At 61.7% G+C, this 21,639-nt stretch carries 18 protein-coding genes; 13 read left to right on the top strand and 5 right to left on the bottom strand.

The genetic code is table 11. The features are described 5' to 3' along the window. Positions 1 to 2 precede the first annotated feature (2 nt). From AB7828_RS19590 to AB7828_RS19600, 3 genes are all read right to left on the bottom strand, one after another. Entirely contained in the window at positions 3 to 923 is a 921-nt protein-coding gene (locus tag AB7828_RS19590; protein ID WP_441230950.1) for an ABC transporter permease, read from the bottom strand. 10 nt (positions 924 to 933) lie between these two features. Further along, positions 934 to 1,947 (bottom strand): ABC transporter permease, encoded by a 1,014-nt coding sequence (locus tag AB7828_RS19595; RefSeq protein ID WP_441230951.1) that lies wholly within the window; start codon positions 1,945 to 1,947, stop codon positions 934 to 936. A 141-nt stretch (positions 1,948 to 2,088) separates the two neighbouring features. Continuing rightward, entirely contained in the window at positions 2,089 to 3,708 is a 1,620-nt protein-coding gene (locus AB7828_RS19600) for an ABC transporter substrate-binding protein (protein ID WP_441230952.1), read from the bottom strand. Positions 3,709 to 4,027: 319 nt separating this feature from the next. Between AB7828_RS19600 and AB7828_RS19605 the strand changes: the two genes are divergently transcribed. The 4 genes from AB7828_RS19605 (at position 4,028) to AB7828_RS19620 (ending at position 8,302) form a co-directional block, all read left to right on the top strand. Next, positions 4,028 to 6,097 (top strand): TonB-dependent receptor, encoded by a 2,070-nt coding sequence (locus AB7828_RS19605; RefSeq protein WP_441230953.1) that lies wholly within the window; start codon positions 4,028 to 4,030, stop codon positions 6,095 to 6,097. A 130-nt stretch (positions 6,098 to 6,227) separates the two neighbouring features. Next, complete coding sequence (gene exbB / locus AB7828_RS19610; RefSeq protein WP_320445881.1) at positions 6,228 to 7,013, top strand: tonB-system energizer ExbB; 786 nt, start codon at positions 6,228 to 6,230, stop codon at positions 7,011 to 7,013. Between the two features lie 3 nt (positions 7,014 to 7,016). Further along, complete coding sequence (gene exbD / locus AB7828_RS19615) at positions 7,017 to 7,454, top strand: TonB system transport protein ExbD (protein WP_116659928.1); 438 nt, start codon at positions 7,017 to 7,019, stop codon at positions 7,452 to 7,454. Continuing rightward, the gene (locus tag AB7828_RS19620) at positions 7,451 to 8,302 is read left to right on the top strand and encodes an energy transducer TonB family protein (protein WP_441230954.1); all 852 of its coding nucleotides are present in this window, start codon (positions 7,451 to 7,453) and stop codon (positions 8,300 to 8,302) included. The genes exbD and AB7828_RS19620 overlap by 4 nt, the downstream gene beginning before the upstream one ends. A 40-nt stretch (positions 8,303 to 8,342) precedes the next feature. On the opposite strand, the gene ugpB is transcribed toward AB7828_RS19620, so the two are convergent. Further along, positions 8,343 to 9,665, bottom strand: coding sequence for a sn-glycerol-3-phosphate ABC transporter substrate-binding protein UgpB (ugpB, locus tag AB7828_RS19625; RefSeq protein ID WP_441230955.1), 1,323 nt, complete (start codon positions 9,663 to 9,665; stop codon positions 8,343 to 8,345). A 419-nt stretch (positions 9,666 to 10,084) separates the two neighbouring features. On the opposite strand from ugpB, the gene AB7828_RS19630 reads away from it, so the two are divergent. From AB7828_RS19630 to AB7828_RS19670, 9 genes are all read left to right on the top strand, one after another. Further along, a complete protein-coding gene (locus AB7828_RS19630) occupies positions 10,085 to 12,112 on the top strand; it encodes a sensor histidine kinase (RefSeq protein ID WP_231081267.1) in 2,028 nt (675 codons plus the stop codon). Beyond that, entirely contained in the window at positions 12,082 to 13,830 is a 1,749-nt protein-coding gene (locus tag AB7828_RS19635; RefSeq protein ID WP_175369165.1) for an ATP-binding response regulator, read from the top strand. The genes AB7828_RS19630 and AB7828_RS19635 overlap by 31 nt, the downstream gene beginning before the upstream one ends. After that, complete coding sequence (locus tag AB7828_RS19640) at positions 13,827 to 14,564, top strand: response regulator (protein WP_231078808.1); 738 nt, start codon at positions 13,827 to 13,829, stop codon at positions 14,562 to 14,564. Before AB7828_RS19635 ends, AB7828_RS19640 begins: the two co-directional genes overlap by 4 nt. Before the next feature lie 194 nt (positions 14,565 to 14,758). Beyond that, positions 14,759 to 15,370, top strand: coding sequence for a sigma-70 family RNA polymerase sigma factor (locus AB7828_RS19645; protein ID WP_093757615.1), 612 nt, complete (start codon positions 14,759 to 14,761; stop codon positions 15,368 to 15,370). Between the two features lie 344 nt (positions 15,371 to 15,714). Continuing rightward, positions 15,715 to 17,124: a cytochrome ubiquinol oxidase subunit I gene (locus AB7828_RS19650; RefSeq protein ID WP_439074354.1), complete on the top strand. Its 1,410-nt coding sequence runs from the start codon at positions 15,715 to 15,717 to the stop codon at positions 17,122 to 17,124. Beyond that, the gene (cydB, locus tag AB7828_RS19655; protein ID WP_089263497.1) at positions 17,121 to 18,122 is read left to right on the top strand and encodes a cytochrome d ubiquinol oxidase subunit II; all 1,002 of its coding nucleotides are present in this window, start codon (positions 17,121 to 17,123) and stop codon (positions 18,120 to 18,122) included. Before AB7828_RS19650 ends, cydB begins: the two co-directional genes overlap by 4 nt. Next, entirely contained in the window at positions 18,122 to 18,271 is a 150-nt protein-coding gene (locus AB7828_RS19660) for a DUF2474 domain-containing protein (RefSeq protein WP_309942049.1), read from the top strand. The genes cydB and AB7828_RS19660 overlap by 1 nt, the downstream gene beginning before the upstream one ends. A 160-nt stretch (positions 18,272 to 18,431) precedes the next feature. Further along, positions 18,432 to 19,034 (top strand): L,D-transpeptidase, encoded by a 603-nt coding sequence (locus AB7828_RS19665; RefSeq protein ID WP_089263709.1) that lies wholly within the window; start codon positions 18,432 to 18,434, stop codon positions 19,032 to 19,034. 84 nt (positions 19,035 to 19,118) lie between these two features. Then, positions 19,119 to 20,159, top strand: a complete 1,041-nt coding sequence (locus AB7828_RS19670; protein ID WP_086936948.1) for an amino acid ABC transporter substrate-binding protein — start codon at positions 19,119 to 19,121, stop codon at positions 20,157 to 20,159. Positions 20,160 to 20,424: 265 nt separating this feature from the next. On the opposite strand, the gene AB7828_RS19675 is transcribed toward AB7828_RS19670, so the two are convergent. After that, a complete protein-coding gene (locus AB7828_RS19675; protein WP_441230956.1) occupies positions 20,425 to 21,561 on the bottom strand; it encodes an acyl-CoA dehydrogenase family protein in 1,137 nt (378 codons plus the stop codon). Positions 21,562 to 21,639 lie beyond the last annotated feature (78 nt).

The raw sequence follows: 21,639 nt of genomic DNA on the forward strand, positions 1-21,639 counted from the left end.
CCTCAGGTGCGTCGCTGCGGATCGACGATGTCGCGCAGACCATCGCCCAGCAGGTTGAAGCAGAACACCGCGATCATCAGCGCGAGACCGGGAAATAGTGCGATCCACCATTCGCCGGACACCATGAAGGACGCGCCTTCGGCGACCATGATGCCCCATTCCGCGGTCGGCGGGCGGACACCAAGACCGATGAAAGAGAGCCCCGCGGCATTGAGAATCGCGTAACCCATGGTCAGCGACATCTGGACGATCATGATCGGCATGATGTTGGGCAGGATATGCACCAGCAGGATGCGCATCTCGCTATTGCCCGACAGCCGCGCCGCCTGCACGAAGCCCGCTTCGCGGCGAACGTTGGCTTCGGCGCGCGCGACGCGCGCATAGAGCGGGAAGTTTACAATGGCCGTGGCAATGATGATGTTCTGCACGGTGTTACCGAGTGCTGCGACGATACCCATGGCCAGCACGAACAGCGGAAACGCCATGATCGTATCAGCGATGCGGCCGACAATGCGATCGGTCCAACCGCCGAAATAGCCGGAGGCAATCCCGGCGAGGCCGCCCATAGCGAAGACGAGCGCCACCGAGGCAATCGCGATGAAGAAGTCGAGCCGGGTCGCGACAATGACGCGGCTGAAAATGTCGCGGCCGAGCTGGTCGGTGCCGAACCAGTGCGCCGCAGATGGCGCCTTCAATGCCTGCGCGGTGTCGCTGGCGAGCGGGTCGTAAGGCACGACATAGGGACCGAACAGCGCTGCGAACACGATCAGCACCAGCAGCCCGAAGGCAAACGCCGTGACGCGGTTTTCGCCAAGAATGTAACGCGTGTGCTGCAGCGTCGCGGCGAAGCCGGAGGTGCGTTTTGCCGGCACGGGCTTCGGCGCAGGAACGGTTTCGGAATCGACAGGCGTGACAGCGCTCATGGTTTCCCCCTCACCCTTCCAGCCGCACGCGTGGATCAATCACGCCGTAGAGAATGTCGATGATCAGATTGATCAGCACATACATGACGGCCATCGTCAGAACGAAGCCCTGCACCGGCGCGAAATCCGACGAGATCAGCGCTTCCACTGCATAAGAGCCGATGCCCGGCCAGGCAAAGACCTTCTCGACCAGCACATTGGCGCCCAGCAGAAACGAGAAGGTCATCGACAGCGTCGTGATCACCGGCAGCATGGCGTTGCGGAATGCATAGGTGACGATCACCGCGCGGGGCGACAGGCCGCTGGCGCGCGCCGTGCGCACGAAGTCGGAGGACAGGATCGCCAGCATGGATGCGCGAGTCATGCGCGCGATCGGCGCCAGAGAAAAGATCGCCAGCGTCGCCGTCGGCAGGATCAATTGGTTGAAGGCGGATCTGAAGGCCTCCCAGTCACGTGCGATGAGACTGTCGATCAGATAGAAGCCGGTCACATTGGGCGGCGTCGATGCGAACACATCCAGTCGCCCGAGCGGCGCCGGCGACCAGCCGAGCCTGAAATAGAAAACATAGACCAGCACCAGTCCGGTGAAGAACACCGGCAGCGATACGCCGGCCGTCGTCGTCACCCGGCAGAGTTGATCGATCCACGAGCCCGGCCGGGTGGCGGCGAGAATGCCGAGCGGAATGGCGATCATGACCGAGACCAACAGACCCAGCAGCGTCAGCTCCGCCGAGGCTGGCAGGCGATTGCGAAGCTCCGTCGCCACCGGTTGGCCGGTCGTTAGCGAGTTGCCGAAATCACCCTTGGCCAGATCCGCCGTATAGCGGAAGAACTGCTCGATCAGCGGCTTGTCGAGACCGAGCTTCTTGCGGATCTCCTCGATCGCCTGCTTGTCCGCCGACGGTCCCGCGAAATAAGCCGCGGGATCGCCGGGCAGCGCGCGCGTCAGCAGGAACGTCACGATCACGACCCCGATCAAACTCGGGATCGCGAACATCAGTCGTTTGCCGATCAAAGCGAGCATGATGCATACCTCGTGTTCATCGACGGATGCGAACGCGAACTCGCAGCGCTCCCTCTCCCCCACGCGAAGCGAAGCTTCGCTAGGCGGGAGAGGGTTGGGGAGAGGGGAAGAAAGTGCCCGCGCTTCGCGGCGATCATCACATCACGCCTTCACGAGCGCGCGATAGTCGAGCCGACGGTGGAACCAGTATTGGTAGCCCGAGATGTTCTTCTGCATCGCCACGTTGACATAGGGCTGATAGAGCGGGATGCGCGGCACATCAGTGAAAGCGAGATCGACGAAACCCTTCACGTCGGCATCATAGGCGGCCTTGTCGCCGGTTGCGGCGGCGGTGCGCGCGCCGTTGATGAACTTGTCCATCTCGGGCGACTTGTAGCTCATGGTGTTGAACACCGAATTGTCGCCGTGATAGCACCAGTAGAAGAAGTATTCGGGGTAATCGAGCCAGCCGGAGAATACGTTGGTGTAGAGCGGCATCTCCTTCTTGTTCAGCTCGGTGCGCCAATTGGCGCCGGGGATCTTGTTGATGGTCGTCTTGATGCCGATCTGGCCGAGGCTTTCCTGCACCAGCACACACAGCGGCTCGTTGACGACGGCAAAGCCGAGATCGAATGAGATCGTGGTCTCGAAGCCGTTGGGATAGCCGGCCTCGGCCAGCAGCGCCTTCGCCTTTACCATGTCTGTATTGTATTTATGCGGCTGCGGCCACGCGACTTCGGTGGGCTTGTCGGCTGATGCGCCGTACATCGGATTGGCGAGACCGAACAGCACGGCATCGACGATCTTCTGATAGGGCAGCGCATAGGCCACGGCCTGACGCACCTTCGGATTGTCGAAGGGCGGCTTGGTGACATTCATGCCGATATACTGGATGCCGTTGGAGAACGGCAGCGACACCACGTCAAGCTTGCCGTTGGCCTTGATCTCCTGGAAATCCTTGTAGGGCAGTTCATAGGACATGTCGGCATCGCCGCGCTCGAGCAGCGCGCGCCGGTTGCCGGCCTGCGGCACCATGCGCCAGATCACGCGCTTGATCTTCGGCATCGGGCCGGAGACCCAATCATCATTGCGCTCGAGGATGACTTCGGTGCCTGCCGTCCACTTGGTCACCTTGTAGGCTCCGCCACCTGCCGTCTGCATCTTGGTGTATTCGAGCCCCCACGGATCCTTCTCGGTGGCATTCTTCTTCACCAGCTCGGAATTGATCACGCAGGGCACGATGACCGCGAGATCCGGAATCGTCAGGCGATCCTTGGTGGCGAAATCGACGCGCACGGTGTGATCGTCGACAACGACGAACTGCTCGGGCTTCTTCAGCGATCCGGCGCTCATCTGGAAGGTCGGAAAACCGCCGACGCTGACCGAACGATCCAGCGACCACTTGACGTCCTTCGCCGTGACCGGCGTGCCGTCGTGAAACTTCGCGTTCTTGCGCAGCTTGAAGGTCGCCGACATGTCGCTGATGGTCATGTCCTCGGCGAGTTCGGGCTTGAACTTGTCGCGGTCGTAATAGGGCACGCCGCCGGGGCCGGCCTTCATCTCGTGGCCGATCAGGCGGTCGTAGCAATTCCAGGACACTTCATAGCCGGGCACATTGGTGCCCACGCCATGGATATCGAGGTTGTTGGGGCCGCTTTCGGAGACGATCAGCAGGGTTTCGGATCGGGCGTCTGCCTTGGCGGACGAAAAGATCGCCGGGCCGGAGACCATGGCGCCAGCGGCGGCGCCTGTGGCGGTTTTCAGAAAATCACGACGCTTCATTCTGGCTCTCCCCAAGGGCGCGAGTGGATCGGCTTGGGAACAGACATCGCAAACTTCGTGCCAGAGCTTAACGAACACCTAATGCGCGCCTAGGCATCTGATAAATCTCGCATTTTGCAACGAGCCCGGCGGCCGGCATAACCAGAGACCCGACTGTATTGCATACAAAGATATTGAGATGCACATAATTTAGACTGATGTGCAGGCGTTGCTCGGTCATTGATCGCCTGTTTCTGGCTTGACATACATCGGCTCCCGCTTCTTATTGCGAATAATTCGCATTAGCATTTGCATCAGATCAAGAACCTTGGGGAATGGCGTGAGTTTGAGGTTGTGGGCGTCGATCACGGGGGCGGCGTGCCTCTCATCAATCTGGATTGGAGAGGCGAAGGCCCAGGAGGGGCAAACGCTGTCGGAAATCGTGGTCAGCGCCGAGCGGCAGAAGGAAGCTGACGCCTTCCAGTCCACTACCCTGCTGACCGGCGACGCCCTCCAACGCACCACCTCCGCCTCCATCGCCGACTTGCTAGCGACCCAGCCGGGCGTTGCCGCATCGACCTTTGCGCCGGGCGCGAGCCGGCCGAATATCCGCGGCCTCGACGACTATCGCGTCCGCATCCAGGAGAACGGCATCGGCAGCCAGGACGCCTCGGATTTCAGCCAGGATCATCAGGTCCCGGTCGATCCGCTCTCCGCCGACAAGATCGAGGTGATCCGCGGTCCCGCAACGCTGCGCTATGGCAATCAGGCCATCGGCGGCGTCGTCAATGCCAGCAACAATCGCATTCCGGAAAATCTCGTGCCGGACAATTTCAGCGCGCGCATCAAGGGTGGCGGCTCCTCGGTGGATAGCAGCATCGACGGCGCGGCCAGCATCGATGCGTCAGGCAACAATGTCGCCATTCACGTCGATGCCTTCGGCCGCAGCGCCGGCGATTACAGAATTCCCGGCGGCGGCGTACAGGCCAATACGAGACTGCGCTCGGAAGGCCAGTCGGTCGGCGGCTCCTACATCTTCGATGGCGGCTATATCGGCACCGCGATCCAGCACATCACTAGCCTGTATCATATCCCCGGCATCGCCGAGTCAGCTGCAAGAACCCGCATCGACCTCGAACAGACCAAGGTGACCAGCAAGGGCGAATGGCGCGCGCCCACCGACGGCATCGCCGCGATCCGCTATACGTTCGGCGTCAGCGACTACAAGCATGGCGAGCTCGGCATCGGCAGCAATGGTGTCGATGGCCTGCAGAACACCATCACCAACAAGGAAATCGAAGGCCGTTTCGAACTGGACCACGCCGCGGTCGCAACACCGCTCGGCGCATTGACCGGAAGCTGGGGCGTACAGGCCAGCAACCGCAAGCTCGGCACCGCGGGCCTGCTCGGCGGGCTGCTCGCTCCCACCAATACGGACACAGTCGCAGGCTTCGTGTTCGAGCAATTGCAGCTCTCGGACACACTCAAATTCCAGGCGGCCGGCCGTATCGAGAGCCTGTCGGTCTCCGGCATGGCGCCGATCTTCCCCAGCAATTTCCTGCCACCACCCGACACATTCTCCGAGACAGCAGCGACGCGCGATTTCACCCCGAAGAGCTTCAGCTTCGGACTGCTGAAATCACTGCCCTGGGATATGGTTGCCAATCTGAGCGTACAGCGTGCACAGCGCGCGCCTGCCGCGCCCGAGCTTTATTCGCGCGGCTCTGACGGCGCATCCGGCACTTTCGTCATCGGCAATCCGGATCTGAAAATCGAAACCGCAGAGTCGGTCGAAGTCGGCCTGAAACGCAGCAGCGGCCAGCTTCGTTTCGAGGCCAGCCTCTACTACACGCGCTATCTTGATTTCATCTTCAAGCAGGTGACCGGCAACTTCTGCACCGATACTTTCGCAAGCTGCGGCGCGACCGGCCCACTGCTGCAAGTGGCCTATGGCCAACGCGATGCGAATTTCCGCGGCGCCGAGCTGATGGCACAACTCGACGTGACTCCGCTCAGCGACGGAATGCTCGGAATCGACACCCAATTCGACGTGGTTCGCGCAACCTTCGCCGATGGCAGCAATGTTCCGCGCATCGCACCGATGCGCGTGGGCGGCGGCGTCTGGTGGCGCAGCGCCGAATGGTATGCACGCCTGGGCGTGCTCCACGCGTTCACACAGAACGATATTGCACTCAATGAAACGTCGACGGCCGGCTACAATCTGCTGAAGGCCGAGGTAAGCTATACCCACACATTCGCGAAGGTCGACGGCGGCCTGCGCGACATCACCTTCGGCGTCACCGGAGACAATCTGCTCGATGAACAGGTCCGCAACCACATCTCCTTCAAGAAGGCGGAGGTGTTGCAGCCCGGACGCGGCGTGCGGCTCTTCACGAGTATGAGATTTTGAGCCCAATGACCTTGGAATCGCTCCAGTTTGGGCCTCAACTCGGCCTCCAGAGGGCGACATCGTTCACATGCGAAGCTATTCTTCGCCATCATCTCCCATTGCAAACTTCGACCGACGGAATGCAGCCCCTATGACAAGATCCTGGTCTCCCATCACGACTGTATTGGTGGCGGTTAGCGGAACGGCGGCGGTTCCGCAGTTTGCTGTCGCCGCGACCACGGAAGCGTTGCTGCCGCATAATCTGTCCCCATGGGGCATGTTCATGAACGCCGACATCGTGGTGAAGGCCGTGATGATCGGTCTGGCCATCGCCTCGCTAGTGACCTGGACGGTCTGGCTCGCAAAGACCATCGAACTCAACCGCGAAACACGGTCCGCCAAACGGCGGCTCGATATACTGGAAAGCGACACGACGCTGGCCCAGGTCGAGCGCGACAGCGCCAACGCCCGCGATCCCGTGGCCCAACTCATTCATTCGGCAGTGCGCGAGACTGCCCTCTCCCATGGACTGTTCGATGACGGCTTTAAGGAGCGCATTGCACTCCGGCTTGAGCGCGTCGAACAGGCAATGTCGCGCCGGATCTCCCGCGGCATCGGCGTCGTCGCGACGATTGGTGCGACTGCGCCCTTTGTCGGCCTGTTCGGAACCGTCTGGGGCATCATGAACGCCTTCATCGGCATTTCGGAAACCAAGACCACCAACCTCGCCGTCGTCGCGCCGGGCATCGCCGAAGCCTTGCTCGCGACAGCACTTGGTCTCGTCGCAGCCATTCCGGCCGTGGTGATCTATAACCAGCTCGTTCGTAACATCACGACTTACCGTGCGCTGCTCGGCGATGCCTCCGCGCAGGTCATGCTGCTGATGAGCCGCGATCACGGCCGTCGCGGCATGCCAATCTCGCGGGCGGCGGAATAGACCATGGCTGCAAGATTAGGTGGACGCTCAGGCGGCGGTGACGACCTCGAAGTCAACCACGAAATCAATGTGACGCCTTTCATCGACGTGATGCTGGTTCTGCTGATCATCTTCATGGTGGCAGCGCCGCTTGCAACGGTCGATCTCGGTGTCGACCTGCCGGCAAGCGCCGTCGAACCACAACCGCGTCCTGACAAGCCGGTCTTCGTCACCGTCAAGCCTGACCTGACGATCGCCGTCGGCGAAGACATCATCCCGCGCGATACGCTGAGCGGCACGCTGGATGCTGCGACCAAGAATAACAAGGACGAGCGCATCTTCCTGCGCGCGGATAAGGTCGTGAGCTATGGCGATCTGATGGAAGTGATGAACCTGCTGCGCAACGCAGGCTATCTCAAGATCGCGCTGGTCGGCCTCGACGGACGAACCTCCACGCCATGAACGTCTTTGCGCTACATGCGCCGACCGACAACGTCGGTCTTCGCTGGACCGGGTCGGCGATCGCTATCGTCGCGATCCATGCCGGCCTGATCGCCATAGGAATCTGGTGGTACCATCAGCCAAACCCGCCGGGCGTTACGATGCCCACCATCATGATCGACATGGCGCCGGCCACCGCTGCGCCCCAAACGCAGCCGCTGGATATCGCGCCCGGCCCCGAGATGCAGCAAGCGGAAGCGCCGTCCGAGCCGACGCCCGAACCGGTTCAGCAGAAGCAGGTGGAAGAACAGATCCCGCCGACGCCATTGATGGAGAAGCCGGTCGTCGAAGCGCCGCCCGAGCAGAAGACCGAGCCGACGCCTCCCCCGCCCGAGCCCGCCAAGATCATTCCCGATCCGCCGAAGCCGGCACCGGAAAAGCCCAAGCCGAAGCCGATACGCGCCGAGGTCAAGAAGAAGCCGAACGATACGCCGGCAGCGCCGCAGACCACTGCAGCACCGCGCGCAGAACGCATCGCGCCTGCGGCATCGGCGGCGGCCGCCGGTGCCTCGAGGGCAGCGTCAGCGTCTTACAATCAGCTCGTTCAATCACACTTGCAGCGCTTCAAGCAATTTCCCCAGAGTGCACGCACCGGTCAGTCAGGCACGGCAGTCGTCAGGATCGCCTTTACACTCGATCGCAGCGGTCACGTGCTGTCTTCTCGCCTCCTGGGATCGTCGGGAAATCAAGCGCTCGATGCCGAAACACTCGCCATGGTTCGCCGCGCGCAACCATTCCCGGCATTTCCGCCGGAGAAGACCGGCGGTACGGAAGCGTTCAACGTTCCACTGAGATATGATCTTCGTTAGCAACTAACGAAGATCATGATGCGCCGCGACCGGGCAGATATCACTGCACGGGATTGGCGCGTTCGAACTGGCGCAGCAATTTGTTGCCGCGCTCTGCTGCAGCATCGAGGGCCTCCTGCGCAGGTTTCTTGCCGCTGAAGGCCTGTTCCAACTCATCCTCGATGGCGTCGCGGATCAGCGTGAACGAGCCGAGGCGCAATCCCTTCGAATTTTCCGTCGGCGCCTTGAGCGTGATCTGTTCGATGGATTTCACGGTGCCGGGGTTGCGGTCGTAAAAACCCTGCTGGCGCGTGAGTTCATAAGCGGCGCGTGTGATCGGCAGGTAACCCGTCTTCTGATGCCAGGTCGCCTGCACTTCAGGCTGCGAAAGAAACGCAAAGAACTTCGCGACGCCCTTATATTCTTCGCGCGGGCGATCGCGCAGCACCCAGAGCGTTGCGCCGCCGATGATCGAATTCTGTGGCGCCGCCGTGACATCCGGCCAATACGGCATCATGCCATAGCCGACCTCGAATTTCGCATTGGCGAGAATGTCGGCGCGGGTGCCTGACGAGCCCAGAAAAATCCCGCATTCGCTCTTCTGAAAGCGTGGCTCAGCCGCTGTCGCACGGCCGCTGTAGTCGAAGACCTTGGTCTTCTGCCATTCGGCAAGTTGCGTAATATGCCTCACCATCAGCGGATTGTTGAAGGTGAGCACGGCGTCCAATCCACCAAGGCCGTTGGACTTGGTCGCCACCGGAATGTTGTGGAATGCCGAGAAGTTCTCGACATTGATCCATGACGGCCAGGCCGTGGTGAAGCCGCAAACCGCGCCTGCCGTCCGCAATCGCTTGGCAGCGGCGCCGAGTTCGGGCCATGTCCGCGGCGGCTCGTCCGGATTGAGCCCGGCGGCACGGAACAGATCCTTGTTGTAGTAAAGGATCGGCGTCGACGCATTGAACGGGAAGGACAGCATGTTGCCGGCCATGTCAGTGTAGTAGCCCGTAATGGCTGGCAGATAGGCTGACGGATTGAACGCCTCCGCCTGGTCGCGCATCAGTTCGTAGACGGGATAGGTTGCGCCTTTGGCGGCCATCATGGTGGCCGTCGCGATTTCGTTGACCTGGACGATGGCCGGCTGGCTCCGGGACCGGAAGGCAAAGATCGCCGCCGTGACGGTTTCGGTATAGTTGCCCTTGTAGACCGGAACGATGCGATAGCCCGTCTGTGTGGCGTTGAAATCCGCGGCCAGCTTTTCGACGTGCCGGCCGAGTTCTCCGGACATCGCATGCCACCACTGAATGTCGGTGGCGCGTGCGGGCGTCGCCGTCTGGCTGACTGTCACCACGAGCGCGAGATATCCGAGCGCCGCCTTCAACTTCATTTCATTCTGCCCTTACAACGCCGTCGGCTGCCGGCCTGCTGTGCTAATCATTCTTGTTGGGAGGCCAAAGCTTCCGCCGCCCAATAAAATAATGATTCCATTATAGTTTTGATCGAAATTGCCCCGCACGGTGGCGTTCACCGGACACGATCTGCCGCAGCACTCTGTTGCGACTTCGCGGCGTTCGGTTCAATCGGGACTGCGCCAGTTCAACCAGTTGTTGCGGGTTAATAGCCAGCACCGCCTGTATTTGCTACATTGAACTGTCTCGCAACCTCAACGAAACTCTTTCAGACTAGAAAAAACGAATTGCCGGGTTGCGACGCACGGCTGTCTCACCGATTGAACCTTTCGCAAGGCCGAATGACACACCTGTGGTGACGAGCCCGCACAACGGAGTTTCTGAAGGACAGGACGAGCTGGCGGCGCGAGGCCGGACCGGCCTCGTCGCGGCTGTCCGTGCGATTCCGATCCGCTGGCGCATTTTGTCCATCGCAGCCCTGAACTCGGCGGTCGTCCTCGTCCTGGCGGGATTGATCTGGAGCGGCTCGCGGGTGTTGTCCTCCGCCTGGGACGACGTGCGCCAGGTCCGGCAGTCCGATCAGGTTCTGGCCCTGCTCGAGAGCGAGACCGGCCGGCTGCAGAACCTGATCCATCGTTATATCAATCAGCCCAGCCCCGAACTGTTCGCCGAAATCCTGCTGCTGCGCGAGGCTGTGCTTGGGACACTGAATACCCGTGCCTCGACCGACCCCATGCTGTCTGGCTCGGTCGCCGAGCTAGAACGCGTCACCGAGCGCTTCCTTAGCGGCTTCGGTGAATTGCGGACGCTTCAAACCACCATTGCCAAGACCTACGAAGAACAGGTGCTTGGGCCTGCCAAGGACATGGCGGGACTGTACTCCATCATCGAGGGCGCCACCGGCCAGCGCGACGCGCTGATCTGGCCGGCACTCGGCAAGTCGCGTGAGGCATTCACCGCGATGCTGGTCGCCGCCAACGCCTATTATCTGTCGCTGGCATCCGCCTCGGCCGAAGATGCACGCCGCAACACCGAGACGATCGAGCGTACTATCCCGGTCATGACCGACCTCGCCGACAATGATCTGCAGCGTATTGCGTTGCAGCGGCTCAAGGGACGCTCAGTTGCCCTCCGCCAGGGGCTCGCAAAACTGTCCGAACAACTCTCCAGCCGCACGGACCTGCTGCGCAATTCGATCGATGCCAGCCAGGCCGACACGATTGCTGCGATCGATGGCCTGTCCGTCAAGATGCGCCAGCGCGAGCAGTCCGCGCAGGCCACTTTCGACCGTACGCTGACGGCGATCTCCCGCAATGTCATGGTCATCGCGGCGGCCTTTCTTGGGCTGATCATCACCGCAGGCATCATCATCGCGCTAAGCATCCGCCTGCCGCTGCAGCAGATCATGGCCTCGATGCGGGCGATCACCTCAGGCGACTATGATCGCAAGGTCCAAGGCACGGCCGCCAAGGACGAGGTTGGCGCCATGGCCCGCGCAGTCGAGGTGTTCCGTGAGAACGCCGTCGCCAAGCGCGAAGCCGAGAACGAGCTGCGTGCATCGAAAGAGAAGGCCGAGAGCGCCTTGCTCGAACTAAATGCCGCACAGCAGAATTTGATTGACGCCGAACGGCTGGCCGCACTTGGCGGTCTGGTCGCCGGCGTGGCCCACGAGGTCAATAATCCGATCGGCATCAGCCTCACCGTGGCATCAAGCTTCGCGCGGCGCTCGGAAATGTTCGAGGCCGAGCTGCGCTCCAATGCCCCGCTGCGGCGCTCGCAACTGGAAGAATTCGTCAAGACGTCACGCGATGCGGCACAGCAACTGGTCGCCAACCTGCATCGCGCCGGCGAGCTTATTCAGTCCTTCAAACAGGTCGCCGTCGATCGTTCCCACGCCGAACGGCGGCAGTTCAGCCTGTCCGAGGCCACCGATCAGATCATCGCCAGTCTGCGCCCCGTCCTTAAGAAGGCTCCGATCACACTGACGGTCGACGTGCCGGACGGGCTGATGATCGATGGCTATCCCGGGTCCTACGGCCAGATCCTGACCAATCTGTTCCTGAATGCGGCCAATCACGCATTTCCGGACGGCAAACCCGGCGCCATCGCTATCACCGCCAAGCCGCGCGGCACCGACGATATCGAGATCAGCTTCTCCGACAACGGCGCCGGCATGAGCCCGGACGTCCAGCGACAGGCTTTCGACCCGTTTTTCACCACGCGCCGCAACGAAGGCGGCACCGGCCTCGGCCTCCACATCGTGTACAATCTGGTGACCCAGCAGCTGGGTGGCCGGATGATGCTGGAGTCAAGATTGGGACAAGGCACGACATTTCGCATTATCATGCCGCGGGCCGCCACTGGCGCCGCTGGATCATTTGACGGGACTACGCAATGGCCGACCAGGACGATGTCCTCTACCTGATTGAAGACTCCGGTGATGTCCCGGAAGAATCCAATAACCGAAAATGGAAGATCGCGGTCATCGACGATGACCAGGCCGTGCATGAGGGCACGCGCTTCGCGCTGAGCGATTACACCCTGAACGGCCAGTCGCTGGAAATCCTGTCGGCCTATTCCGCTGCCGAAGGCCAGGCCCTGATGCGCGAGCATACGGATATCGCAGCCGTACTGCTCGACGTCATCATGGAGACGGATGCGGCCGGCCTCGAACTGGTCGAGTTCATCCGCAACGAGCTGCACAACGAAACCGTCCGCATCATCCTGCGTACCGGCCAGCCCGGCCAGGCGCCGGAGCGCCGCGTCATCGTCGACTATGACATCAACGATTACAAGGCGAAGACCGAACTGACCGCCGACAAGCTGTTCACCTCGCTGACGGCCGCGCTGCGCAGCTATCAGCAACTCGAACGCATGGTGCAGACACGGCGCGGCCTCGAAATCATCATCGACGCCGCCTCGACGCTCTATGATTTCAAGTCGATGCAGCGGCTTGCCGAAGGCGTGCTGACGCAGATCGCCTCGCTGCTGAATGTCGATTGCGCCGGCATTCTGGTGCTGCGCGATGGCGGCGTTGTCGGCGACGACTATGCCGTCCTCGCCGGATCAGGCTGCTACAGCCGCTTCATGGGTACCGCCACCGCACAATCGCTCGATCCGGACCTGCGCCAGATGGTCGAAGATGCCTTCAAGCGCCGCAAGCACGACTTCGCCGACCATCGGACGGCGCTCTATATTCGCACCGGCAGCGGCCGTGAGGTTGTCGTGCTGCTGCAGGCGGAGCGGCAATTGTCGGAGACAGATCGTTCTCTGGTTGAGATCTTCGGCAGCCGGCTGTCGATCGCCTTCGACAACGTGATCCTCTATCAGCAACTGCACGAGGCCAATACGCAGTTGGAAGACCGCGTGGCGCAGCGTACCCGCGCCCTGATGCAGGCCAATCGCCGGCTTTCCGCGCAGTGGCTGCGGCTGCAGCGCGCCAACGGCTTCAAGAACGAGATTCTGGGTACCGTCGCCCATGACCTGAAGAATCCACTCGGCGTGATCCTCGGCCGCACCGAGATGCTGACCGAGCTGATATCCGCGGGATCGCCGAAGGAAAACATCTCCGCGCAGGTCGATCACATTCGTGACGCCACCAAGCGACTGACCTCGATGGTCGATCACCTGATCTCCGACGCCATGGCGGACGCCTTCGATATCACCATCCGCCGTGAGCCGGTCGATCTGGCGACGCTGGTCCGGGACGTCGCTGAAGCGAACCGGCCGTCTGCGGTGAACAAGCAGCAGGACCTCTCCGTCTCGGCGCCGGATCACCACGATCTCACCATGTGCGATGCCGACCGGATGCGCGAAGCGATCGACAATCTCGTCAGCAACGCCATCAAATACAGCCCGATCGGCGGCAAGATCGCGCTGCTCATCACAGGCGATGCCGATTATGTCCGCATCAGCATCAGCGACGAAGGTCCCGGCCTGTCGCCGGAGGATCTCGACCGCCTGTTTGGTCGTTTCCAGCGGCTTTCAGCCAAGCCGACCGGTGGTGAAAGTTCAACCGGCCTCGGCCTGTCGATCGTCAAACGCATCATCGACATGCATGGCGGCGAGGTGAATGCACATAGCCCCGGCCAGGGCGCCACCTTCACCATCCTGCTGCCAGCCACCAGTGAGGGCCTGTCATGAGCCAGAGCCCGCATATCGTCATCGTCGACGACGAAGCACCCGCCCGCGAGATGGTGGGCGACTATCTCAAGATGCACGGCTTTGCCGTGACCCTGTGCGACGGCGGCAAGAGCCTGCGCAGCGAGATCGAGACCAAGGTGCCGGATCTCGTGGTGCTCGACCTCAACATGCCCGAGGAAGACGGGCTCTCGATCATCCGCGACCTCAAGAGCCGCATCAATGTGCCGGTGATCATGCTCACTGCCACCGCGAGCCCGATCGACCGTGTCGTCGGCCTCGAACTCGGCGCCGACGATTACATCGCCAAGCCCTGCGAACTCCGCGAATTGATGGCGCGCATCCGCTCGGTCTTGCGCCGAAGCACGCCGGTGAAAGGCGCAGCAGCAGATGCAACGCCTGCCAAGGAGAACAAGGACCATCTCGTGCGCTTCGGCACGAAATGGCTCGATCTGGAAGCGCAGGCCTTGCGTGACGACGAAGGCAACGAACATCCGCTGACAGCCTCTGAATTTGGCCTGCTCAAGGTATTCGCCGCGAATCCGAAGCGCGTGCTCTCGCGCGAACGGCTGCTCGAACTGGCCAATGCCCGCGATGCAGAGGCTTTCGACCGGGCGGTTGACCTGCGGATCATGCGAATCCGCCGCAAGATCGAGCCCGATCCGACGAAACCCGCCGTGATCCGTACAATTCGCGGCGGGGGCTATTTGTTCTCCCCGGTGGGCGACAAGGCCTGAGCACCCCTTTTGGAATCTATCTCATTCAATTTACACGCATTTCACCTCTGAATGTTTCGTCGCAAACCCTGCGATGAAACAATTCTCCGGTTCCATGAAACCATTTTCCGCTTTTGAAGCAGACGCCCTGAAACCGGGGCTCCTTAACAATCCTCCCAACGAAGCCGCAACGCGGTCTCTTACGGGAGTTAGTCATGCAGAACGTCATCGCCCTCAATGCCGCCGGTCAGCAGGGTATCATTACGGCCCGCGCCACCTCGGATGAGATGCTGCTGGAGAATATCGCCAGCGGCGACCGCACAGCGATGCACACGCTTTATGCCCGACACAATGTGCGGGTCTATCGCTTCGTTCTCCGCATGCTGCGCGACACGTCGGCGGCGGAAGATCTGGTCAGTCAGGTATTCCTCGACGTGTGGCGGACCGCCAGCCAATTCGAAGGCCGCTCGCAGGTCTCCACCTGGCTGTTGTCGATCGCACGCTTCAAGGCACTGACCGCGCTGCGCCAGCGTAAATATGAAGACATCGACCAGGACGATGTCATGGAAATCGCCGACCAGGCCGATACACCTGAGGCGTCGCTTGATCGCAGCCGCACCAGCGCCATTCTTCGCGCCTGTGTCGCCAAGCTGTCGCCGGCGCATCGCGAGATCGTCAACCTCGTCTACTATCATGAGAAGTCAGTGGAAGAGGTCGCCGGCCTGATCGGTATCCCCGCGTCGACGGTGAAGACCCGCATGTTCTACGCCCGCAAGCAGCTCGCCGATCTCCTGAAGACCGCCGGCATCGACAGTATCGCAGCGTAATCTGCCGCGTTCCTTTTGCTCCAACGTTCCAGACGTCAGTTCGCGTAAACCTCCCCACCTCCAGCGACCCGGACGGGATGCCCCCTTCCGGGTCGTATTCTGTTTGGAGCTACGGCTTTGTCATCGTCGGCGGACGCACGAACTTCCGCATCGACCTGCGCAATACATCTGACAAAATTGGACAAATTGTCTACGAGTCCAACGGCGAACGCCAATGTGGGCAGATGGACAGCCTTTTCAAGACGTTGCCGAATCCGGGCGGCCAACTAACAAAGACCTCGCGCAGTTTCGCCCGCGCGCTCTGCATGATAGAACATGTCCAGACTACACATGGACGGATGCAGATGTTCGAAGGCTTTGACCCTGTCATACTAGCCCGAGCGCAATTTGCGTTCACGATGTCATTTCACATCATCTTTCCCGCGTTCTCGATCGGGCTAGCGAGCTATCTCGCCGTGCTCGAAGCGCTCTGGTTGTGGACCGGGCGCGACGTCTTCCTCAACCTGTTCAATTACTGGCTCAAGATCTTCGCCGTTGCCTTCGGTATGGGCGTGGTCTCGGGCATCGTGATGTCCTACCAGTTCGGTACCAACTGGTCGGCCTTCTCCGACAAGGCAGGACCGATCATCGGCCCGCTGATGGCCTATGAAGTCCTCACCGCCTTCTTTCTCGAAGCAGGTTTTCTCGGCGTCATGCTGTTCGGACTCAAGCGCGTCGGTCCAAGGCTGCATTTCTTCGCTACGTTGATGGTCGCGATCGGCACGTTGTTTTCGGCGTTCTGGATTCTCTCGGCGAATTCCTGGATGCAGACGCCGGCCGGCTACAGCATCAACGCTGCCGGACAGTTCGTTGCGGCCGACTGGTGGAAGGTGATCTTCAATCCGTCCTTCCCCTATCGTCTCGTGCATATGGTGCTGGCAGCCTATCTCACCACGGCTTTCGTGGTGGGCGCTGTCGGCGCCTGGCATCTCCTCAAGGATACGCGCCTGCCCGGCCCGCGCGTGATGTTCTCCATGGCGATGTGGATGGCCACGCTGGTCGCGCCGCTGCAGATTCTTGCCGGCGATCAGCACGGCCTCAACACGCTCGAGCACCAGCCAACCAAGATCATGGCCATGGAAGGCCATTTCGAAAGCCATCCCCATGGCGCACCGCTAATCCTGTTCGGCATCCCGAGCCAGGCCGAAGGCAAAGTGAACTACGCCATCGAGATCCCCAAGCTCGGATCGCTGATCCTGAAGCACGACCTCAATGCGCCGATGGCCGGGCTCGATACTGTTCCGCGCGAAAACTGGCCGCCGGTGCCGGTGACCTTCTGGTCGTTCCGCATCATGGTCGGCATCGGATTCCTGATGCTGGGGCTGGGACTGCTGAGCCTCTTCATGCGCTTCCGCGGCAAGTTCTATGAGTCGCGTTTGCTTCACAGCTTTGCGCTGGCGATGGGACCGGCCGGCTTCATCGCCGTGCTGGCCGGCTGGGTGACGACCGAAACGGGGCGGCAACCGTTCACGGTGTTCGGCCTGCTGCGGACCAGCGACTCGGTCTCGCCGCTGGCGGCGCCAGCCGTTGCGTCGTCGCTGATCGCCTTCGCCATCGTCTATTTCCTGGTCTTCGCCGCGGGCACGATCTATCTGCTCCGGCTCATGGCCGCGCCGCCCCATCATGATGAGCAAGGCCCGGCCGGCGACGTCCCGAGTCGTGCGGCGGGCATTACCCCGGCTGTGGGTGCAACCGCATCGGGGCACGCGTCATGATCGATATCGCGGTCGTCTGGGCCTTCATCATCGCCTTTGCCGTGTTCGTCTATGTCGTGATGGACGGCTTCGATCTCGGCCTCGGCATGCTGTTTCCGCTGTTCCCGAAGAAGGAAGACCGTGATGTCATGATGAACTCGGTCGCCCCGGTCTGGGACGGCAACGAGACCTGGCTGGTGCTCGGCGGCGGAGGGCTGATGGCAGCGTTTCCGCTGGCCTATGCGGTGCTGATGCCGGCGCTCTATACGCCGATGATTGTGATGCTGCTCGGCCTCGTGTTTCGCGGCGTCGCTTTCGAATTCCGCTGGCGCACCACGCGCGAGCGCAATCTGTGGGACATCGCTTTCGCCGGCGGATCGCTGATGGCCACACTGGCGCAGGGCGTGGCGCTCGGCGCGATCCTGCAAGGCATCGTCGTCAATGGTCGCCACTATGGCGGCGGCTGGTGGGACTGGCTGACACCGTTCAGCGTCCTGACCGGCCTCGCACTGATGGCCGGCTACGGCCTGCTCGGTGCCACCTGGCTGGTGTTGAAGACCGAAGGCGCGTTGCGCGATCAGGCCTATCGGCTGAGCTGGTGGCTGCTATTCGCCATGCTCGCCGCCATCGGTCTCGTCAGCATCGCGACGCCATTTCTGGATGCCGAATATGCGCGGCGCTGGTTCGCCTGGCCCAACATCATCCTGACGGCGCCGGTGCCGATTGCGGTTGCTGCCATCACGGCGCTCTTGATGCGAAGCCTCGCGGCCAAACAGGATTACCGGCCGTTCTTCCTGTCGCTGGCGCTGTTCGCATTGTCCTATGCCGGATTGGGCATCAGCATGTGGCCCTATATCGTGCCGCGCAGCATCACCATCTGGCAGGCCGCGTCCCCCGACAACAGCCTGCATTTCATGAGCTATGGTGTCGCCGTGCTGGTTCCCATCATCCTCGGCTACACCGCCTGGGCCTATTACGTGTTTCGCGGCAAAGTTCGCGCCGGCGCGGGCTATCACTGATGACACCTGCATCGCAGCAAAAACCCGCCCCTTCAGACAAGCGCCCGCTGATGCAGCGCCTGTTGTGGTTTGTTGCGCTGTGGCTGGGCGGCGTCGCCAGTGTGACCCTCGTCAGCTACGTGCTGCGACTGTGGATTGCACCGAAATAGACGCGGTGACCTTTAATCAAATCGTCACCCGCAGACGGCAAATATGCCGGCGACTCACGACGTCCGCGCGCGGACCGTCGCCATGCCCGCTGATTTCATGGTTCCCGTGATTTGGCTGGGATGATACAGAATATCGGACGCGAAACCGGAGATGCCTGCGATGATCAACATCCGCCGCCTGCTTGGCTTTCAGCTCGTCGCCGCAGCCAGCCTGATGTTGTCGATCACGCAAGGCCTCGCCCAGCAACCGCGCCCGGATGTCGGCGACGAGCCCGGGCTGATTGCCGACGACTCCGTTCAGCTTGAACCGGAATTCCAGAAGCAGATGGTGCTGTACCGCACCACCGAGGCACCGGGCACCATCATCATCGCGACCTCGGAGCGCCATCTCTATGTGGTGCAAGGCAATGGTCGCGCGCTGCGTTACGGCATCGGCGTCGGCCGCGACGGCTTCCAGTGGCAGGGCCTCTTGAAAATCTCGCGCAAGGCGGAATGGCCGGACTGGACGCCGCCGCCGGAAATGATCGCGCGCCAGCCTTACCTTCCTCGCTTCATGGCGGGCGGCCCCGGCAATCCGCTCGGCGCCCGCGCGCTCTATCTCGGCGCCACCGTCTATCGCATCCACGGCACCAACCGGCCCGACACCATCGGCACCGCCGTATCGTCCGGCTGCTTCCGGCTGGTCAATGCCGATGTCGCCGACCTCTATGAGAGGATTCCGGTAGGCACCAAGGTCATCGTGCGCCAGAAGCCTGAAATCTGATCTGCGCCTCACCGTGCAGCTCTTCGATCCATTTTTTCTCTGACATATCTCTTTCTCTGACGACGGGGCGGACTTCGCATGGGGATGAAGCGGACTTTCACGACCGGGCTGGCCATCGGCCTGGTGGTTGCCACTGCAGTGGCTGCGGCTGCGATCACCTATGAGCGCTACGACACCAAGACGCTGAAGCGCACCGTCAAACGTGATGCTGTACTCTGCGGCGTCAATACCGGCCTGCCCGGCTTCTCGTCGCCGGATGCGCAGGGCACCTGGACCGGCTTCGATGTCGACTTCTGCCGCGCCGTTGCCGCCGCGATCTTCAACGATCCGAAGAAGGTGACCTTCGTTCCGCTCGACGCGTCGGACCGCTTCAAGGAGCTGCAGAGCCGCAAGGTCGATATCCTGTCGCGCAACTCCACCTGGAGCATGTCGCGCGAAACCAATTACGATCTCTATTTCCCGGCCGTATCCTATTATGACGGCCAGGGCTTCATGGTGCCGAAGTCTCGCAAGATCGATTCCGCATTGGAACTCGATGGCAGCAAGGTCTGCGTCCAGGACGGCACCACGACGGTGCTGAACCTCGCGGACTACTTCCGCAGCAACAACATCAAATATACCGAAGTGAAGTTTCCAAAGCTGGACGAAGTCCTGAAGGCCTATAATTCCGGCCAGTGCGACACCTTCACGGCGGATGCCTCGCAGCTCTATGCGCTGCGCCTGACCATGAGCAAGCCCGACGATCACTTGATCCTGCCCGACGTCATCTCCAAGGAGCCGCTGGCCCCCGTGGTGCGCCAGCGTGACGACGACTGGATGATGATCGTAAAGTGGACGCTCTATGCCATGATCAATGCCGAGGAGCTCGGCATCACCTCGAAGAACATCGACGAAGCCCTGAAGTCCAAGAAGCCCGACGTGATGCGTCTGGTCGGCACCGAAGGCGCCTATGGCGAAGACCTCAGCCTCTCCAAGGACTGGGCTGCCCGCATCATCCGCCATGTCGGCAATTACGGCGAAGTCTATGACCGCAATATCGGCGAAGGCTCGAAGCTGAAGATTCCGCGCGGGTTGAACCAGATCTGGAGCGCCGGCGGCATTCAGTACGCCCCGCCGATCAGGTAGGTACTTAACCTCTCCTCGCATCTTGCGCGGGGAGAGGTCGACCCGGCAGAGCACAGCGACGCCGGGGCGGGTGAGGGGCATGGCACAGGGCCAGCGCCAATCTCACACTCTCTAAGCAAAGAATTCCACGGGAAGCTTCGGCGCCCATCATCGGAGCGATCCGATGAACTGCCGATGAGGCGCGCGCCTGCCATGCCCCTCACCCGCCGCGAAGACGCGGCGACCTCTCCCCGCAAAGCGCGGGGAGAGGTTAAGAGCGCCCGCCTCAATAATTCTTCAGCCGCGCCAGCTGGTCCGCGTGATAATTGCTGTCCCCCAGCAATTCCTGGCAGACCCGCGCGCGCTTCATGAAGAAGCCGATGTCGAACTGGTCGGTCATGCCCATGCCGCCATGCATCTGCACGCCTTCCTGCACAGCCAGCGTCGCCGTGGTGCCGGCCTTGGCCTTGGCGACGGCAATAGCGGCCGGCGCCGTCGATGCGCCGTCGTCGATCAGTTGCAGCGCCTTCAGCACGGCCGCGCGGGTGACTTCGATCTCGGTATAGAGATGCGCGGCGCGATGCTGCAGCGCCTGGAATTCACCGATCAGTTTGCCGAACTGCTTGCGCTCCTTGAGATAGGTCACGGTGCGGCCGAACACTTCGTCTGACAGGCCGACCATTTCGGCGGCAACGGCACCGCGGCCGATATTCAGCACGCTATCCAGCAATGCCCCGCCCTGATCGACATCGCCGAGCACGCTGTCGGCCGTGACCTCGACATTGTCGAACGTGATCCGCGCTGCATTGTGCGAATCCACCATCGCGGTGCGCTCAAGCGCGATGCCCTTGGCCTTTGGATCAACCAGAAACAGCGTGAGGCCATCCCGCTCACCCGGCGCACCTGCACTGCGCGCTGCGACGATCAGGAGATCGGCGGTGTGGCCATCGACGACAAAGGCCTTCGCGCCATTCAGCTTGAAGCCATTGCCGGAGCGCGCGGCCTTCATCGCCGTTTGCAGCGGGCGATGCTTCGCGCCTTCATCGATGGCCAGCGCCGCCAGCAGCGCGCCACTGGCGATCTTCGGCAGATATTCCGACTTCTGCGCGTCGCTGCCCCGATTCAGCGCCGAGACGCCCAGCACAGCCGTGGAGAAGAATGGCGACGGCATCAGTGTGCGGCCAATCTCCTCCATCACCACGCCGGCTTCGACGGCGCCGAGCCCGCTGCCGCCGAACGCGTCCGGCACCAGCAATCCGGCAAATCCCATCTCGGAAAACGCGCGCCAGTAGTCGCGCGAGAAGCCGGTCGCATCCTTGGCATCGCGCAGCTGCCGGAAATGACTGACCGGCGCCTTGTCGCCGATAAAGCCGCGGGCGCTGTCGCGCAGCATGGTCTGTTCTTCGTTGAGGAGGAGAGGCATGGGTGTGATCCAATGATGAGGCGGCCTGGCGACCAAATTGATCCTAGCTCAGTCTTCATGGTGAGGAGGCGCGAAGCG

The sequence above is a fragment of the Tardiphaga sp. 215_C5_N2_1 genome (genome assembly GCF_052076055.1).
Taxonomy (GTDB): domain Bacteria; phylum Pseudomonadota; class Alphaproteobacteria; order Rhizobiales; family Xanthobacteraceae; genus Tardiphaga; species Tardiphaga robiniae.

Excerpts from the sequence above, each read along its gene's own strand:
- AB7828_RS19590 (WP_441230950.1), bottom strand. The coding sequence starts at position 923 with ATGAGCGCTGTCACGCCTGTCGATTCCGAAACCGTTCCTGCGCCGAAG.
- AB7828_RS19595 (WP_441230951.1), bottom strand. The coding sequence starts at position 1,947 with ATGCTCGCTTTGATCGGCAAACGACTGATGTTCGCGATCCCGAGTTTG.
- AB7828_RS19600 (WP_441230952.1), bottom strand. The coding sequence starts at position 3,708 with ATGAAGCGTCGTGATTTTCTGAAAACCGCCACAGGCGCCGCCGCTGGC.
- exbB (WP_320445881.1), top strand. The coding sequence starts at position 6,228 with ATGACAAGATCCTGGTCTCCCATCACGACTGTATTGGTGGCGGTTAGC.
- exbD (WP_116659928.1), top strand. The coding sequence starts at position 7,017 with ATGGCTGCAAGATTAGGTGGACGCTCAGGCGGCGGTGACGACCTCGAA.
- AB7828_RS19620 (WP_441230954.1), top strand. The coding sequence starts at position 7,451 with ATGAACGTCTTTGCGCTACATGCGCCGACCGACAACGTCGGTCTTCGC.
- ugpB (WP_441230955.1), bottom strand. The coding sequence starts at position 9,665 with ATGAAGTTGAAGGCGGCGCTCGGATATCTCGCGCTCGTGGTGACAGTC.
- AB7828_RS19635 (WP_175369165.1), top strand. The coding sequence starts at position 12,082 with ATGGCCGACCAGGACGATGTCCTCTACCTGATTGAAGACTCCGGTGAT.
- AB7828_RS19640 (WP_231078808.1), top strand. The coding sequence starts at position 13,827 with ATGAGCCAGAGCCCGCATATCGTCATCGTCGACGACGAAGCACCCGCC.
- AB7828_RS19645 (WP_093757615.1), top strand. The coding sequence starts at position 14,759 with ATGCAGAACGTCATCGCCCTCAATGCCGCCGGTCAGCAGGGTATCATT.
- AB7828_RS19650 (WP_439074354.1), top strand. The coding sequence starts at position 15,715 with ATGTTCGAAGGCTTTGACCCTGTCATACTAGCCCGAGCGCAATTTGCG.
- cydB (WP_089263497.1), top strand. The coding sequence starts at position 17,121 with ATGATCGATATCGCGGTCGTCTGGGCCTTCATCATCGCCTTTGCCGTG.
- AB7828_RS19660 (WP_309942049.1), top strand. The coding sequence starts at position 18,122 with ATGACACCTGCATCGCAGCAAAAACCCGCCCCTTCAGACAAGCGCCCG.
- AB7828_RS19665 (WP_089263709.1), top strand. The coding sequence starts at position 18,432 with ATGATCAACATCCGCCGCCTGCTTGGCTTTCAGCTCGTCGCCGCAGCC.
- AB7828_RS19670 (WP_086936948.1), top strand. The coding sequence starts at position 19,119 with ATGAAGCGGACTTTCACGACCGGGCTGGCCATCGGCCTGGTGGTTGCC.
- AB7828_RS19675 (WP_441230956.1), bottom strand. The coding sequence starts at position 21,561 with ATGCCTCTCCTCCTCAACGAAGAACAGACCATGCTGCGCGACAGCGCC.